The 16,488-nt window shown below is 65.3% G+C and carries 12 protein-coding genes and 1 pseudogene; 5 read left to right on the top strand and 8 right to left on the bottom strand.

Annotation, left to right across the window (positions count from 1 at the left end):
• Positions 1-795: 795 nt before the first annotated feature.
• The 4 genes and pseudogenes from BM190_RS29645 (at position 796) to BM190_RS29630 (ending at position 6,126) form a co-directional block, all read left to right on the top strand.
• Positions 796-4,215: a helicase-related protein gene (locus BM190_RS29645; RefSeq protein ID WP_092261295.1), complete on the top strand. Its 3,420-nt coding sequence runs from the start codon at positions 796-798 to the stop codon at positions 4,213-4,215.
• Between the two features lie 13 nt (positions 4,216-4,228).
• Positions 4,229-4,498, top strand: a pseudogene (locus BM190_RS29640) (RNA-binding S4 domain-containing protein); the annotation flags it as partial.
• Between the two features lie 132 nt (positions 4,499-4,630).
• On the top strand, positions 4,631-4,969 hold the full coding sequence (fdxA, locus tag BM190_RS29635) for a ferredoxin FdxA (protein WP_011082989.1): 339 nt from the start codon (positions 4,631-4,633) through the stop codon (positions 4,967-4,969).
• A gap of 344 nt (positions 4,970-5,313) precedes the next feature.
• Complete coding sequence (locus tag BM190_RS29630; protein WP_084674786.1) at positions 5,314-6,126, top strand: CarD family transcriptional regulator; 813 nt, start codon at positions 5,314-5,316, stop codon at positions 6,124-6,126.
• A gap of 283 nt (positions 6,127-6,409) precedes the next feature.
• Here BM190_RS29630 and BM190_RS29625 read toward each other — a convergent pair whose 3' ends face one another.
• Genes BM190_RS29625 through cyoA form a run of 7 tightly spaced genes read right to left on the bottom strand, consistent with a single transcriptional unit; the run spans position 6,410 to position 13,333 of the window.
• Positions 6,410-6,943: a response regulator transcription factor gene (locus tag BM190_RS29625; protein WP_018316482.1), complete on the bottom strand. Its 534-nt coding sequence runs from the start codon at positions 6,941-6,943 to the stop codon at positions 6,410-6,412.
• The gene (locus tag BM190_RS29620; protein WP_177237371.1) at positions 6,933-8,336 is read right to left on the bottom strand and encodes an ATP-binding protein; all 1,404 of its coding nucleotides are present in this window, start codon (positions 8,334-8,336) and stop codon (positions 6,933-6,935) included. Before BM190_RS29620 ends, BM190_RS29625 begins: the two co-directional genes overlap by 11 nt.
• Positions 8,308-9,159, bottom strand: coding sequence for an SURF1 family protein (locus BM190_RS29615; protein ID WP_092261293.1), 852 nt, complete (start codon positions 9,157-9,159; stop codon positions 8,308-8,310). Before BM190_RS29615 ends, BM190_RS29620 begins: the two co-directional genes overlap by 29 nt.
• Positions 9,156-9,536: a cytochrome o ubiquinol oxidase subunit IV gene (cyoD, locus tag BM190_RS29610; RefSeq protein ID WP_092261292.1), complete on the bottom strand. Its 381-nt coding sequence runs from the start codon at positions 9,534-9,536 to the stop codon at positions 9,156-9,158. Before cyoD ends, BM190_RS29615 begins: the two co-directional genes overlap by 4 nt.
• On the bottom strand, positions 9,533-10,162 hold the full coding sequence (gene cyoC / locus BM190_RS29605) for a cytochrome o ubiquinol oxidase subunit III (RefSeq protein ID WP_018316478.1): 630 nt from the start codon (positions 10,160-10,162) through the stop codon (positions 9,533-9,535). The genes cyoD and cyoC overlap by 4 nt, the downstream gene beginning before the upstream one ends.
• Entirely contained in the window at positions 10,163-12,160 is a 1,998-nt protein-coding gene (gene cyoB, locus BM190_RS29600; protein ID WP_092261291.1) for a cytochrome o ubiquinol oxidase subunit I, read from the bottom strand. It abuts the gene before it with no gap.
• 12 nt (positions 12,161-12,172) lie between these two features.
• Entirely contained in the window at positions 12,173-13,333 is a 1,161-nt protein-coding gene (gene cyoA / locus BM190_RS29595) for a ubiquinol oxidase subunit II (RefSeq protein WP_092261290.1), read from the bottom strand.
• A gap of 180 nt (positions 13,334-13,513) precedes the next feature.
• On the opposite strand from cyoA, the gene BM190_RS29590 reads away from it, so the two are divergent.
• Positions 13,514-14,842, top strand: a complete 1,329-nt coding sequence (locus BM190_RS29590; protein WP_018316475.1) for an MFS transporter — start codon at positions 13,514-13,516, stop codon at positions 14,840-14,842.
• A 136-nt stretch (positions 14,843-14,978) separates the two neighbouring features.
• Here the strand turns inward: BM190_RS29590 and BM190_RS29585 are convergent, their stop codons facing one another.
• Complete coding sequence (locus tag BM190_RS29585) at positions 14,979-16,469, bottom strand: M48 family metalloprotease (protein ID WP_018316474.1); 1,491 nt, start codon at positions 16,467-16,469, stop codon at positions 14,979-14,981.
• Positions 16,470-16,488: the final 19 nt, after the last annotated feature.

Raw genomic sequence — 16,488 nt, 5'->3', positions numbered from 1 at the left:
CTGTCCTTTGTTAACTCGTCACCCTGAGGTGGCCGCCTCTTTGGCGGCCCTCGAAGGGCGACAGCCCGGCTCTCACCGCGAGGAAACCAGCGCCAGCCGCCGCAACCGGGCCGTCCATCCTTCGAGGCTCCCGGCGCGGTGCTGGGCACCGCGCCACTCGCACCTCAGGATGACGGAAGAAGTGTCGTGATTTCAATTACTTACCTACTGTGCATGGGGTTGTTTTCGCGAAAATGGGTTTGGGCGGCCTCGATCCGGGGAATCCATTTGACTCCTCCCCGATTCTGATTCGACTCCGCGTCGTCCCCAACTTAAGCCTTTGCGCCATCGAAACGTCACTTGTACGGCGGCCCAAAACTCCATCTAGTTGCAGCCAACAAGACTCCCGCGACATGTTGCGTGAACGGAACATGACTCCAGGGGGAGTCAGCGATTCGGCCGCGATTCGTTCTAGAGTCGTTCCGAAGCTTAAGACCAACGGGAAAAGCGTCGCAAAGTGAGACAGTTGCGCGAGGTTTGGGGAGGCGCCGGATTCTCCGCTGCCACATCCCGTCACCCTGAGGTGGCCGCTTCTTCAGCGGCCCTCGAAGGGCGACGGGCCCGGCTGGCGCCGCGGACATTCGCTGGGTTGGCACCCGGGCCGTTCATCCTTCGAGGCTCCCCATGCGGCGCGATGCGCCGCATGGCTCGCGCCTCAGGATGACGGGCTGATGGTGGGCGGATCAGCCCCCAAGCCCCGCCCCCGCCCCAGACAGCACTGACATTCGCCCAAATCGCCACTACCTAATCCCCCAGATGCCCTTTTCCTCCTCCCCCTTCGCTTCCGAGCGCGCGCCGTCCGATCGGGTGCCTGGCGCCGGCGTCACTGCGGTGCTCGGGCCGACCAACACCGGCAAGACCCATCTCGCCATCGAGCGGATGCTGGCGCACCCGTCCGGGATGATCGGCCTGCCGCTGCGCCTGCTCGCGCGCGAGGTCTACAACAAGATCGCTGGCAGGGTCGGCGCCGAGGCGGTCGCGCTCGTCACCGGCGAGGAGAAGATCAAGCCCAGGAATCCGCGCTATTGGGTCTCGACCGTCGAGGCGATGCCGCGCGACCTCGACCTCTCCTTCCTGGCCGTCGACGAGGTCCAGATCGCCAGCGATCTCGAACGCGGCCACGTCTTCACCGACCGCATCCTCAACCGCCGCGGCCGCGACGAGACGCTGCTGCTCGGCGCCGCCACGATGCGCCCGATCATCGAGCGGCTGCTGCCTGGCGTCTCCATGATCACGCGGCCGCGCCTGTCGCAGCTCGAATTCGCCGGCGACCGCAAGATCACGCGCCAGCCGCGCCGCACTGCCATCGTCGCGTTCTCGGCCGACGAGGTCTACGCCATCGCCGAGCTGATCCGCCGCCAGCATGGCGGCGCCGCCGTGGTGCTGGGCTCGCTCTCGCCCCGCACGCGGAACGCGCAGGTGGCGATGTTCCAGAACGGCGATGTCGATTATCTCGTCGCCACCGATGCCGTTGGCATGGGCCTCAATCTCGACGTCGACCACGTTGCGTTTGCCTCCGACCGCAAGTTCGACGGCTACCAGTTCCGTAGGCTGACGCCGTCCGAATTCGCGCAGATTGCGGGGCGTGCCGGCCGTGCCACGCGCAACGGCACCTTCGGCACCACCGGCCGCTGCGCGCCGTTCGAGCCCGAGCTCGTCAACGCGCTGCAGAACCACACTTTCGATCCCGTGAAGATGCTGCAATGGCGCAACGCCAGGCTGGATTTCTCCTCGCTCGGCGCGCTCCAGGTGTCCCTGAACCTCGCCCCCGGCCATGAGGCGCTGACGCGCGCGCCGGTTGCCGAGGACATGCGCGTGCTCGATCACGCCGCCCGCGACGTCGAGGTGCGCGATATCGCGCATGGCAAGGCGGCGGTGGAGCGGCTGTGGGAGGCCTGCCAGGTCCCCGATTACCGAAAATTGTCGCCGGCCGCCCATGCCGAGCTGGTGACGACGCTGTACGGCTTCCTGATGCGGAAGGGATGCATCCCCGACGCCTGGTTCGAGGCCCAGATCACCCAGGCCGACCGCATCGACGGCGATATCGACACGCTGTCGGCCCGGATCGCGCAGATCCGCACCTGGACCTTCGTCGCCAACCGCCCGGACTGGCTGAAAGACCCCGAACGCTGGCAGGGGATCGCGCGGGAGGTCGAAAATAAATTATCGGATGCGCTCCATGAACGCTTGACTGAGCGTTTCGTTGATCGCCGGACCAGTGTATTGATGCGCCGCCTGCGGGAGAACACGAGCTTGAATACTGAAATCGGCAAGACCGGCGAAGTCATCGTCGAAGGCCATGTCATCGGCCGCCTCGACGGCTTCACCTTTGCACCGGATGCGGCGGAAGCCGGCTCCGATGCGAAAGCCTTGCAGGCTGCAGCGCAAGCAGTGCTCGCCGGCGAGATCAACACGCGCGCCGAAAAGCTCGGCAATGCGCCGGACGATCAGTTCGTGCTGACCTCCGAAGGCATCATCCGCTGGACCGGCGATGCCGTGGCGCGGCTGTCCGCCGCAGAGGACGCGCTGCATCCGCGCATCCGCATCATCTCCGACGAGCGCCTCACCGGCGGCCCCCGCGAGAAGGTGCAGGCCCGGCTCGAGCTCTGGCTCAAGACTCATGTCGAGAAGCTGCTCGGGCCGATGTTCGAGCTCTCCAAGGCCGAGGACGTCACCGGCATCGCCCGCGGCATCGCCTATCAGCTCGTCGAGGCCCTCGGCGTGCTCGAGCGCCCCAAGATCGCCAACGAGCTGAAGGATCTCGACCAGCCCTCGCGCGCGGTGTTGCGCAAATACGGCGTCCGTTTCGGCGCCTATCACATCTATTTCCCCGGTCTTTTGAAGCCCGCCGCGCGCGCGCTCGCCGCGCTGCTCTGGGCGCTGAAGCAGGACAATGTCGATCTGTCCTCGCTCTCGGGCGCGCAGCATCTGGCATCCTCCGGCCGCACCTCGTTCCCGGTCGACAAGGCCCTGCCGCGCGATGCCTATCGCGTGCTCGGCTACAAGCAGGCCGGCGAACGCGCGGTGCGCGTCGACATTCTGGAGCGTCTTGCCGATCTGATCCGTCCGGCGCTGGCCTGGCGCGAGAACGCGTCCGGCGAAAAGCCGGCCGGCGCCTTCGACGGCCGCGGCTTCGTGGTGACGCAGGCGATGACCTCGCTCACTGGTTCGGCCGGCGAAGATTTTGCGTCGGTCCTGCGCGCGCTCGGCTATCGCATGGAGAAGCGTCCGCCGCTGCCGCAAAAGCCGGCCGTGGTGGAAACGGTCGCGGCCGAGACGCCGCCGGCTGAAGGCAGCGCCGAATCCGCGACAGAGACCTCGACCGAGACCGCCGCAGAGGCCGTTGCCGGCCTGCCGGCGGAGGCTTCCACCGAAGCGGTCGCCGAGCCGGTCACCGTCGAAGATGCGCCCGGCATGGAGCTGCAGGACGAGCCGGCTCAGGAGGCCGAGCCCGCGCTCGAAGCCTCTCCCGAGGCCCCCGTCACGCCCGAAGACGCCCCCGGCATTGCGCCGCCGGCGGAAGAGCCCGTTGCGCCCACCGAGGCTGCTGGCCTCGAAGCCGCTCCGGCCGAGACGGCCGCAACCGAAGCCGCCGCGTCACCCGACGCCGCCGCGCCTGTCGAAGCTGCGGCGACGCCCGCCGAGCCCGAGCTGATCGAGGTCTGGCGCCCCGGCGGCCGTCACGAGGACCGCAAGCCGCGCCACGAGCGCCATCGCCACCAGCGTCACCACCATCAGCGTCCGCAAGGAGGCGCAGAGGCAGGTGCCGCGCCCGCGGAAGGCGGGGCCGCACAAGCAGCCGACGGCGCCAAGCCGGGCCAGCGTCATGGCGGCCATCGCAGGGACGGCGGCAGAGACTTCCGCAAGCCGCGCGAAGGTGGCGAAGGCGCGCCGCGTCCCGAGGGGCGCGACGACAGGAACCGCCGCTTCGAGGGCAAGGATCGCGACAACAAGGGGCGCGATCGCGACAAGGGCAAGTTCGGCGGAGATCGCGACAAGGGCCGTGACAACCGTGGCCGCGACCGCGACAAGGGCCGCGACCGCCAGGGCGGGCCGTCGCTGCGTCCCTACGCCTCGAGCGCAAATCCGCGCGAGCGCGATCGCCCGGCCGATCCGAACTCGCCCTTCGCCAAGCTCGCGGCTCTGAAAGAGCAGCTGTCCGGCCGCAAGGAGTAATCCCACGACGACCGAGCGGCAGCGCCTCGACAAATGGCTGTGGCACGCGCGGGTGGTGAAGGCGCGCACCTCCGCGGCCGAGCTCGTCGGGTCGGGCCACGTTCGCGTCAACGGCGAGCGCGAAAAGTCGCCGGGGCATGCGATCAAGATCGGCGACGTCATCACCGTCGCGCTCGATCGCACCGTGCGGGTGTTGAAGGTCACCGGCTTCAGCGAACGCCGTGGCGATGCTGCCGCGGCGCGGGTGCTCTTTGAGGAGCTAAGCGAAGCGAAACGCAATTAATTGCGTTTCGAATTCAGTTCTTGGTCGATCAAACACACAAAGCCGTCATGATCGGGCCTTCCCGACCTTGCAGCGCAGGGCCATACGCGCTACGCAAGCCGCGACTTTTAAAAGAGCTTTTCGGAGCGTTGGATGACTTACGTCGTCACTGAAAACTGCATCAAGTGCAAGTACACCGACTGCGTCGAGGTCTGCCCGGTCGACTGCTTCTACGAGGGTGACAACATGCTCGTCATCCACCCGGACGAGTGCATCGATTGCGGCGTGTGCGAGCCGGAATGCCCCGCCGACGCCATCAAGCCGGACACGGAACCGGGCCTGGAAAAGTGGCTTTCGGTCAACGCCGACTACGCCAAGAGCTGGCCGAACATCACCCAGAAGAAAGAATCACCTGCCGACGCCAAGGAATTCGACGGCATGGAAGGCAAGTTCGAGAAATATTTTTCTCCGAACCCCGGCTCCGGCGACTGAATCGGGCTCAAACTTAACCCTAATAGCGGCGCTTCCGCCGAAAACCAGCCCTCAAGACCCCTAAATCATTGATTTTTGCGGGAAATGTGCTATATTGGGCACATTAAGCCGAACCCTGTCAGCCCCGTTGGCCCCGCTGGGTTCCCGTGAAACCAAATGTCGAACAGGGGCGTGGCAGTTTCCGCGCGCAGGCTGTGTCACAGAAAACGCGTAAAAAGAGTACTTCAGCGAGGGCTTCCCATAAGGAGGCCAAAAAAGTCGCCGCGGCCAGCCGTAGCGCATCCAAAGGTCGGACCGCGACGAAGGCGCCGGCTGCAAAGTCCTCGAAGAACAAAAGAAGCGCAATGCCTAACAAGACTGCCAAACCGGCCGCGAAAGCGACCGTTGCCAAGCCTGCTGTCAAGCCCGTTGCCGCCAAGGCTCCCGCTGCCAAGCCCGCCGCGTCGAAGGCTCCCGTTGCTGCTCCTGCCAAGGCTCCCGTTGCTGCCGCCAAGCCCGCTGTGAAGCCGGCGGCTGCTGCGCCGAAGGTCGAGGAAAAGAAGGTCGTGACCCAGCGTCAGGGCTTCAAGGCCAATGAATTCGTCGTCTATCCCGCTCACGGCGTCGGCCAGATCCTGGCCATCGAGGAGCAGGAGATCGCCGGCGCGAAGCTCGAGCTGTTCGTCATCAACTTCATCAAGGACAAGATGACGCTGCGCGTGCCGACCGCCAAGGTCGCCAATGTCGGCATGCGCAAGCTGTCCGAGCCGGCGCTGGTGAAGAAGGCGCTGGAGACGCTCAAGGGCCGCGCCCGCGTCAAGCGCACCATGTGGTCGCGCCGCGCCCAGGAATACGAAGCGAAGATCAATTCGGGCGACATCGTCGCGATCGCGGAAGTCGTGCGCGACCTCTACCGCTCGGAGTCGCAGCCGGAGCAGTCCTACAGCGAACGCCAGCTCTATGAAGCGGCGCTCGATCGTCTCTCCCGCGAGATCGCGGTGGTGCAGCACTCGACCGAGACCGAAGCGGTCAAGGAGATCGAAGCCCAGCTCGCCAAGAGCCCGCGCCGCACCAACGCCAAGGCGGAAGCCGCCGACGGCGAGGGCGATACGGATGCCGAGGGCGATACCGACGACACCGATGGCGACGACACCACCGTCGCCGACGAGGCCGCGTAAGCAGCTTCGCTCTGCGCAAGCAATCAAAAGCCCGGCCGAATGGCCGGGCTTTTTGTTTGGGGAATGTTTTCCAAGACGATGACTGAAGCTTCGTGCAAGAGCTCTCTCGACAAACTCGGTGTCGTCCCGGCGAACGCCGGGACCCATACCCCCAGGGAGAAGTTTGACGAAGACTAGTCGTTCGGTACGCCTACCGATCGCAACGATAGATTCCGCGGTAGGGGTCCCGGCGTTCGCCGGGACGACGAGAGGAGAGAGTCTTCGTCAAACGACGCGTGGCGGGTCACTTCACCGGCCGCTTCTCGAGCTTCCTTGCCAGCGTGCGCCGGTGCATGCCGAGCCTTCTTGCCGCCTCCGAGATATTGAAATCGGTCTCGATCAGGGTCTGGTGGATGCGCTCCCATTCCAGCGTCTTGATCGAGGTCGGCCGTGCATCGAGCGCGACCTCGGCGTTGCCTTCGGCCTTGTTGAAGGCGGCTTCGATGTCGTCGGTGTTCGAGGGCTTTGCGAGATAGTGGCAGGCGCCCAGCTTGATCGCCTCGACGGCGGTCGAGATGCTGGCAAAGCCGGTGAGCACCACGATCAGCATGTCAGGGTCGTGCGTGTGCAGCAGCTCGACGCAGGCAAGGCCCGAGGCGCCGCCGAGCTTGAGGTCGACGACGGCGTGGCCGAAGGAGCGTTCCTCCAGCACGTTCCGCACGTCCTCGATCGAGGCGGCGAGCACGACATCATAGCCGCGGCGCTCGAACGAGCGCTTCAGCGTGCGCGCAAAGCCGGCATCGTCCTCGACGACGATGAGCGAACGGTCAGGCGTCAAAATTCCCTCCGATCGCCAGCGTTGCGAGCGGTAGCGTGAGGCGGACGGTGGCGCCGCGCTTCCTGTGGTTCTCGGCGGTCACGGTGCCTCCGAGCTTGCGCACCACGTTCACCACCAGGAACAGCCCGAGCCCGCCGCCGGCGCGGCCCTTGCTCGAGTGATAGGGTTTTCCGAGCTGCGCCAGCATCTCCGGCGCAAAGCCCGGGCCGCGATCGCTGATCGACAGCACGAGATTGTCGCCCTCGCGCTCGGCGACGAGCTCGACCCATTCCCGCGAGACTTCATGGGCGTTGTCGAGCACGTTGAAGATGACCTGCTTCAGCGCGATGTCGGAGACGATGGCGACGTCCGCTCCGAACGTATTGACGAAGTAGAGCGTCCGCGCCGAGCGCGCGTCGCGCCATTCGTCGACCAGGGCGGTCACGAAGGCCGTCACCGTCGTCGGCGATGAGCCTTCGCCGCGCGCTTCGCCGGCCGAGACCAGGATGCCCGTCACGATCGACTTGCAGCGCTGCAGCGAGGTTTCCATCTCCGCGAGGTCCTCGGCGAGCTCCTGATCGGCGGCAAGATCCGGCATGCGGCGCCAATCGCTGAGGATCACCGAGAGCGAGGCGAGCGGTGTGCCGAGCTCATGGGCCGCGCCGGAGGCGAGCAGGCCCATGCGGACGATGTGATCCTGCTCGGCGGCATGCTGGCGCAGCGCGGCCAGATTCGCGTCGCGCTCGCGCAAATTCCTGTTGATGCGGGTGACGAACACGACCAGCAGCACGGCGTTGAGAACGAAGCCCAGCAGCATGCCGGCGACCGTGAGCGTATAGGTCTCGCTCAGCGGGTTCGGCGGCAGGTCCAGCGGGCGGTATGCCAGCGTCAGCCAGACAAAACTCGCGCAGGTCAGCGCGACCAGCGACCAGGTCGAGCGGGCATCGAGCAGCACCGCGCCGAGCGTCACCTGGAGCAGGAACAGCGAGGTGAAGGGATTGGTGGCGCCGCCAGAGAGGTAGAGCTGCGCGGTTAGCGCGGCGACGTCCAGCATCAAGGCGACCAGCAGCTCGTTGTTGGTGATCGCGGCGCGATGGCGCACCCAGACCAGGCTGGAGACGTTGAGCAGCACCAGCGCGCCGATCACCGCGCCCATCCGCTCCAGCGGCAGGGGAATGCCGAGCCCAAGATGCACGCCGCCGATCGTCACGATCTGGCCGACCACCGCGGTCCAGCGCAGCTGGATCAGCAGCGCCATGTTCTTGCGGTTGGTCTCGTCGTCGGTCGGAGTCGTGCCGATCAGCTCGCTGCGCGCGTCCGCCTGCGATTGCAGCGTGACGGCCAGCCCGCCATGCGCAAGTGTGTGGGAAAGCGTCTTCCCGTCGTCAGGTCGGCTCGACGATCGTTCCAGCATCTGATCCCGTCCTGCGGGCGACGGCATCGGAGCCGCCTGCCTTTTCGTGGACGAAGCGTTTGCGGCGGAACAGCCCGCCGCCGAATGTGACGAAGAGTTTACCCGCCAGCATGAAAGCCAGGGCGAACCACGTCAGCGCGTAGATCAGGTGGTTATTGGGAAAGCTGACCACGGTCAATCCGCCGATTGGACCGCTGCCGGATTGTGATCCGGCATCGGCATCGACGAAGAACGGCGCGACATCGTGCAGACCGCGGGCGGTCGCAATCGCGGCGACATCCCGCGAATACCAGCGGTTGTGCTGGGGCACGTTGTTCCGGAGGAATCCGCCTTTCGGCTCTGTCATGCGGAGCAGGCCGGTGATCTCGACCTGGCCGTCCGGATTGCCGTCCCGGCGCGTCGATGCGTCGCGCCGCTCGGACGGCACGAAGCCGCGGTTGACCAGGACCTGTGTGTCGTCATCGCGCTGGAGCGGTGTCAGCACCCAATAGCCCGGGCCTTCCTCGGTGACCGCCTGGACCAGCGTCTCGCGGTCATGCAGGAAGCGGCCGGTGACGCTGACATGCCTGTATTCGTCATTTGCCCTGGAAACCGCAGGCCATGAATCGGGCGAGGGGATCGGCTGGGCCGGGGCATGGACACGCTGCTCGACGCGGTCGATCAGCGCCAGCTTCCAGGCGCGGCGCTCGATCTGCCAGATGCCGAGTGCGATCAGAACAACAAAGGCCGTCAGCGAGAGGACCGTGAGCCACAGGGACGGGGACCGCGCAGCCTCGCTGCGCGCCCCGCTCGTCTTGCTGGTCACGGTCCTGACTTCGCTCACTTCATTCCGCTCATCTGGTGGATCGGCATCATGTTGCTGTTGAGGTGGCTCATCACCCACAGCGAACCCGACAGCGCGATCACCACCATGACGATGGTGAAGATCAGCGCCATCATGCTCCAGCCGTTCTCGGACGTCGTGTTCATGTGCAGGAAGTAGATCATGTGCACGACGATCTGCACGACCGCGAAGGCCATGATCACGAGCGCGGTGATCTGCTTGCTCGGCAGTGCGCCGCTCATCACCAGCCAGAACGGGATCGCGGTCAGCACGACCGAGAGCACGAAGCCGAGCATGTAGCCCGAGAACGTGCTGTGGGCGTGGCCGTCGGCGTGGTGATGGTCGTGCGCGCCGGCTGCGTGGGTATCGGTGCTCATCGCAGAACTCCCAGGAGATAGACGAAGGTGAAGACGCCGATCCAGACCACGTCGAGGAAGTGCCAGAACATCGACAGGCACATCAGGCGGCGGCGGTTGGCTTCGATCAGGCCGAACTTCTGGACCTGCACCATCAGCGTCACCAGCCAGATCAGGCCGCAGGAAACGTGCAGGCCGTGGGTGCCGACCAGGGTGAAGAACGCCGACAGGAAGGCGCTGCGCTGGGGCGTGGCGCCTTCATGGATCATGTGAGCGAACTCGGTGAGCTCGATGCCGATGAAGGCGAGACCGAACAGGCCGGTGATCGCCAGCCAGATTTGCGTCTGTGCGACCTTGTTCTGCTGCATCGTCAGCATGGCAAAGCCATACGTGATCGACGACAGCAGCAGCATCGAAGTGTTCACCGCGACCAGGTTCAGGTCGAACAGGTCCTTCGGTGCGGGGCCTGCGGCGTAGTTGCCACCGAGCACGCCAAAGGTGGCGAACAGGATCGCGAAGATGAGACAGTCGCTCATCAGGTAGATCCAGAAGCCGAGCGAGGTGCTCCAGCCTTCCGGATGCGGGTGTTCGTCGGCGAGATAGAAGACCGGCTCGCCGGTCTGGGCGGGATTGACAGCGACAGTCATTTACTTGGCTCCGGCGAGCAGTTTGGTGCGCGCGTCCTCGGTCCGGATGACGTCTTCAGCCGGAATGTCGAAGTCGCGGTGATAGTTGAAGGTGTGGCCGATGCCGACGACGAGCAGCGCGGCGAAGCACACTGCGGCGAGCCACCAGATGTACCAGATCAGGCCGAATCCCATCGCGGTGGCGAGGCCGGCGAGGATGATGCCGGTGCCGGTGCTGCTGGGCATGTGGATCGGCCTGAACCCGGTGAGCGGACGCTGGTAGCCGTGCTTCTTCATGTCCCACCACGCGTCATTGTCGTGAACGACGGGGGTGAAGGCGAAGTTGTAGTCCGGCGGGGGCGAGGAGGTCGCCCATTCCAGCGTGCGCGCGTCCCAGGGATCGCCGGTGACGTCCTTGAGCTGCTCGCGCCTGAGGAAGCTGACCGCGAACTGCATCAGCATGCTGAGGATACCGAGCAGGACGAGGAAGGCCCCGATCGCGGCGATGACGAACCAGATCTGCAAGGACGGATCGTCGAACACGCGCAGGCGGCGGGTCACGCCCATCAGGCCGAGCACGTAGAGCGGCATGAAGGCGAGGTAGAAGCCGGTGACCCAGAACCAGAACGACATCTTGCCCCAGAATGGATCGAGCTTGAAGCCGAACGCTTTCGGGAACCAGTAGGAGATGCCGGCGAAGGCGCCGAACACCACGCCGCCGATGATCACGTTGTGGAAGTGCGCGATCAGGAACAGGCTGTTGTGCAGCACGAAGTCGGCCGGCGGCACCGCCAGCAGCACGCCGGTCATGCCGCCGATCACGAAGGTCAGCATGAAGGCGATCGTCCACATCATCGGCAGCTCGTAGCGGATGCGGCCGCGATACATCGTGAACAGCCAGTTGAACATCTTCGCGCCCGTCGGGATCGAGATGATCATCGTGGTGATGCCGAAGAACGAGTTGACGCTGGCGCCCGAGCCCATCGTGAAGAAGTGATGCAGCCAGACCAGGTACGACAGGATGGTGATGACGACCGTGGCGTAGACCATCGAGGTGTAGCCGAACAGCCGCTTGCCGGAGAAGGTCGAGGTCACTTCCGAGAAGATGCCGAACGCCGGGAGAACCAGGATGTAGACTTCGGGATGACCCCAGATCCAGATCAGGTTCACGTACATCATCGGGCTGCCGCCGAAATCGTTCGTGAAGAAGTTGGTGCCGACGTAGCGGTCGAGCGAGAGCAGCGCGAGCACCACTGTCAGAACCGGGAAGGAGGCGACGATCAGGACGTTGGTGCAGAGCGACGTCCAGGTGAAGACCGGCATCTTCATCATGGTCATGCCGGGACACCGCAGCTTGACGATGGTGCAGATCAGGTTGATGCCTGACAATGTCGTGCCGACGCCCGCGACCTGCAGCGCCCAGATGTAATAGTCGACGCCGACATCGGGGCTGTAGCCGATGTTCGACAGCGGCGGATAAGCCAGCCAGCCGGTGCGGGCGAATTCGCCGATGAACAGCGAAGCCATCACCAGCACTGCGCCGCCGACCGTCATCCAGAAGCTGAAATTGTTCAGGAACGGGAACGACACGTCGCGCGCGCCGATCTGGAGCGGCACGACATAGTTCATCAGGCCGGTCACCAGCGGCATCGCCACGAAGAAGATCATGATCACGCCGTGGGCGGTGAAGACCTGGTCGTAGTGATGGGCGTTGAGATAGCCTTCGGAGCCGCCAAAGGCCAGCATCTGCTGGCCGCGCATCATCAGCGCATCGGCAAAGCCGCGCAGCAGCATCACGATGCCGAGGATCATGTACATGATGCCGATGCGCTTGTGGTCCACGGTGGTGAACCATTCGCGCCAGAGATAACCCCAGAGGCGGAAATAGGTGAGGCCGCCGAGCAGTGCGGCGCCGCCGAGCGCGACCACCGCGAAGGTGCCGACGACGATCGGCTCGTGCAGCGGCAACGATTCGAAGCCGAGCCGGCCGAAGATGAGCTTGAGAAGATCAGGAGACATGCGGGGATCTCTTTAGGAGTCTGACTTCGGACGCAGTCCGAGGAAGAAGGACGAGGACTTGAGCGGCGCGAAGCTCGGCCGCTTCAGGCCGGCGCCGAGCAGCGGCGCGGTGTCGACAGGAGCCGTGATCGACGCCGTGGTCTTGCCCTGCGGCGCATCGGGCGTGCAGGTGCCGGCGACGAAAGTCGGCTCCGGCCCGAGCGGGGTGCCGCGGCGGGCGTACTTGTCGTAAGTGAGCGGCAGGGTGTTGTTCAGGCCCTGATGACCGTTGCCGCCCTTGGCGTCGATCGCCATCATCTCGCTTTGGCACATCTTGCCGGTCTCGACGCACATGTTGAGGATCAGGCGGTAGAGATCGGAGTCGATCGTGCCGTAGCGGCGTTCCGGCTCGTTCTGGCTGGGCTTTTCGAGCTGAAGATATTCGGCGCGGCCGAGCGAGCCGCCGGCGGATTTGGCGCTGGCGATCCAGGCGTCAAAGCCCTTGTCGTCGAGTCCTCTAAAGTTGAAGTGCATGCCTGAGAAGCCGGCGCCGCTGTAGTTCGCCGAGAAGCCCTTGTAGGTGCCGGCGTGGTTGACGACGGCGTGGAGCTTCGTCTCCATGCCCGGCATCGCGTAGATCTGGCCGGCAAGCGCGGGGATGTAGAACGAGTTCATCACCGAGGATGCGGTGATGCGGAAGTTGATCGGACGGTCGACCGGTGCTGCGAGCTCGTTGACGGTGGCGATGCCGTAATCCGGATAGATAAAGAGCCACTTCCAGTCGAGCGCGACGACGTCGACCTCGAGCGGGGCCTTGGACTGGTCCACGGCGCGGTCGGCATGGATGCGGCCGAGAGTGCGATAGGGGTCGAGCAGATGCGTGCCCATCCAGGTCAGTGCGCCCAGGCAGACGATGATCAGCAGCGGCGCCGACCAGATCACCAGCTCGAGCTTGGTCGAGTGGTCCCATTCCGGCTCATAGCGAGCGGCCGTGTTGGACTGGCGATAGCGCCAGGCGAACAGCACCGTCAGCGCCATCACGGGGACGACGATCAGGAGCATCAGGACGGTGGAGATGATGACGAGGTCGCGCTGCTGGGCAGCGATATCGCCGGCTGGCGCCAGCACGACGTAGTCGCAGCCGCTGAGCGCAGCAGCCAGAGGTAGTAGCGCCAGGATCTTGAGACGAGACACGGGCCGAGCCTTTGAGAATGAGTTTCTTTTGCGGGGCCAACGGGTAGCTGCGGCGCAACAATCCGGACATTGGACAATTTGTCCAATGTTGCAGTGCGGAATGTTGGGTCAGAGAGGGCCAGATTGCCCGGCGCCCGCCGGGCGGTCGGCTTTGGTTTTCAGGACGTTAAGGGCGCACGAATGGCGACGGCACAGACCCCCGCAATGGCAGACCTCCACACGGGCGAGCACGGCCACGACCAGGCCAGTCCCGGCGAGATCGCCATCGGCGTCATCATCGGCCGCACCTCGGAATTCTTCGACTTCTTCGTCTTCGCGATCGCCTCGGTGATCGTGTTCCCGCGCCTGGTGTTCCCGTTCGCGAGCGAGCTGACCGGCACGCTCTATTCCTTCATGATCTTCGCGCTGGCCTTCATGGCGCGGCCGATCGGCACCGTCATTTTCATGACGGTGGACCGTGCCTACGGCAAGACCGCCAAGCTGATCTCGGCGCTGTTCCTGCTCGGCACCGCCACGGTCGCGCTGGCGTTCCTGCCCGGCTATCACGACATCGGCGTTGCCGCGATCTGGCTGCTGGCGCTGGCGCGCATCGCGCAGGGTCTGGCCTGGGGCGGTGCCTGGGACGGCATGGCTTCGCTGCTGGCGCTGAACGCGCCGCCCTCCAAGCGCGGCTGGTACGCGATGGTGCCGCAGCTCGGCGCTCCGCTCGGGCTGATCGTGGCGAGCGCGCTGTTCGCCTATTTCGCCGGCAACCTCTCGGCCGACGATTTCTTCGACTGGGGCTGGCGCTATCCGTTCTTCGTCGCCTTTGCCATCAACGTCGTGGCGCTGTTCGCGCGCCTGCGCATGGTGACGACGGAGGAATATGCCTCGCTGTTCGAGACCCGCGAGTTGCAGCCCGCGCGCATCTCCGACACCGTCGCGAGCGAAGGCCAGAACATCATGCTGGGAGCGTTCGCACCGCTGGCGAGCTTCGCGCTGTTTCACATGGTTACGGTGTTTCCGCTGTCCTGGGTGTTCCTGTTCACCCGCGAAAGCCCGGTACGCTTCCTGATCATCGAGATCGTCGCCGCCGTGTTCGGCGTTGGCGCGATCGTGATGTCCGGCATCATCGCCGACCGCGTCGGCCGCAAGTCGCTGCTGATGGGATCGGCGATCGCGATCGCGATCTATAGCGGCTTTGCCCCGCAGCTGCTCGATGCCGGCGCGTTCGGCGAGACCATCTATATGGTGATCGGCTTCATCCTGCTCGGCCTGTCGTTCGGCCAGTCCTCGGGCGCGATCGCCTCGAACTTCAAGCAGGCGTACCGATACACGGCGTCCGCGCTGACCTCGGACATGGCCTGGCTGTTCGGTGCCGGCTTCGCGCCGCTGGTCGCCTTGCTGCTCGCGACCAATCTCGGCGTCATCGCCTCGGGCGCGTATCTGTTGTCCGGCGCGTTCTGGACCCTGCTGGCGCTCTGGCTCAGCGGCCAGCGCGAGAAGGGCGATATGGATACGGGGCGTTAAGCTCGAGCTGTAGCCACATCACAGGTGCGGTAGGGTGGGCAAAGGCGCCCTTGCGCCGTGCCCACCATCTCTCTCGATCGCAAAAGATGCGTGGGCACGCTTGCGCTTTGCCCACCCTACGGCACCACCCGTTTCGCTAATCCGCCACGATCTTCACGCGATCACGCACCTTCACCTGCGCGGTGCGATCGAGGCCGTTCAGCACGCGGAAGCGTTCGGCGGGATGGTCGACGCCGGCCATGCGGTGGGAGAGCGATTCCACGGTGTCGCCGGGCTGCACGGTGATGACTTTGATGCGGAGCGGGCGCGCGGCCTGGATCTCGTCGAGCGTCAGGCGGCGGAATGAATTGACGGTCTCGCGCGCGTTGCGCTCACTCTCGGTCGACTTCTGCCGTGCCGCGAAGATGAAGCGATAGACGTCGCTGCCGAAGCGCAGCGCGTAGACCTTGAACTGCCACTGGTCGCCTTTGGCGGTGGCCGACGCAGCCGGGAAACCGTTGATGGTGATGTCTTCGGTGGACGCCTTCTCGACGCCCTCCATCCAGCCGGAATTGAGGTAGTCGCCGAGCGACTGCTCGGCCGGCACGCGCACCACGTCGAAACGCATCGCCTGTGCGCCGCCCTCGCGCACGCCGATCACCGCCTGCGCGGTGTTGTCGAGCGTGAAATTGTCCGGCGCCTGGAAGGTGAAGCCCAGCTTCGGATGCAGGAAGCGGCGGCCGCGGACGAAACCTTCGCTGGGGTCTTCGCCGTAGACGAGGTTGTCGATCGCAGCGAGATAGCTCTCGCGGTCGCGCTCGGCGCCTTCAGGCGCCGTGTATTGCCGCGCGATGGTCTGCGCGTTCTGCACGCGCTCCGGGGTTGCCGGATGCGAGGAGGTGAAATCCTGCGCGCGCGGATCGAGCGAGCTCTTGCCGGCCTTCAGCTCGGCATTGCGCTCCATCGCGGAGAGGAAGCGCGCAGCACCGTAGGGATCGAAATGCGCCTTGGCGGAAATGCCGACGCCGATGCCGTCGGCCTCGAACTCCTGCTTGCGCGAAAAACTCGCCATGGTGAGCTTGGTCTTGGCCAGCGCGAGCGCGGTGAGATCGGGGTCGTTGCTCATGTCGGTGACGACGCGGGTGACGATCGCGGCCTGGCGCGCCTGGTCCTCGCGCATCGCGGCATGCTTGGACAGCACGTGCGCCATCTCGTGGCTGAGCACGGAGGACAATTCCGAGGTGTCGCTGGCGAGCGCGAGAAGTCCGCGGGTGACATAGAGCTGGCCGTTCGGCAGCGCGAAGGCGTTCACCGCGCCGGAATTGAGGATGGTGACCTTGTAGCCCTGGTCGGGACGGTCGGACGCTGCGACCAGCCGGTCGACGGTCTTGCTGACGAGCGATTCGAGCCTGGGATCGTCGTAAGTGCCGCCATAGCTCGCCAGGATGCGCTCGTGCTCCTTCTCGGTGGCGGGGGTCTGCGCGACGGCCGGCTTCGGCTTGGGCATCGCAACGGTCGGTGGGGTCGCGGCAGCCTGGAACCGGCCCATGTCGCCGCAGCCGGCGAGAAGCCCGCCCAGCGCAAGGCAAAGCGCGGCCGGCGCCGCCCGCAGGCGGCGGCAATCGCCCAGTCCGTGCCGTTCTAGCACCCCATTCACTTCAATTAAC

Source organism: Bradyrhizobium sp. Rc3b, assembly GCF_900114915.1.
GTDB lineage: Bacteria > Pseudomonadota > Alphaproteobacteria > Rhizobiales > Xanthobacteraceae > Bradyrhizobium.
The sequence above is the reverse complement of the archived record's forward strand: the minus strand, read 5'-3'. Positions and strand labels throughout refer to the sequence as shown.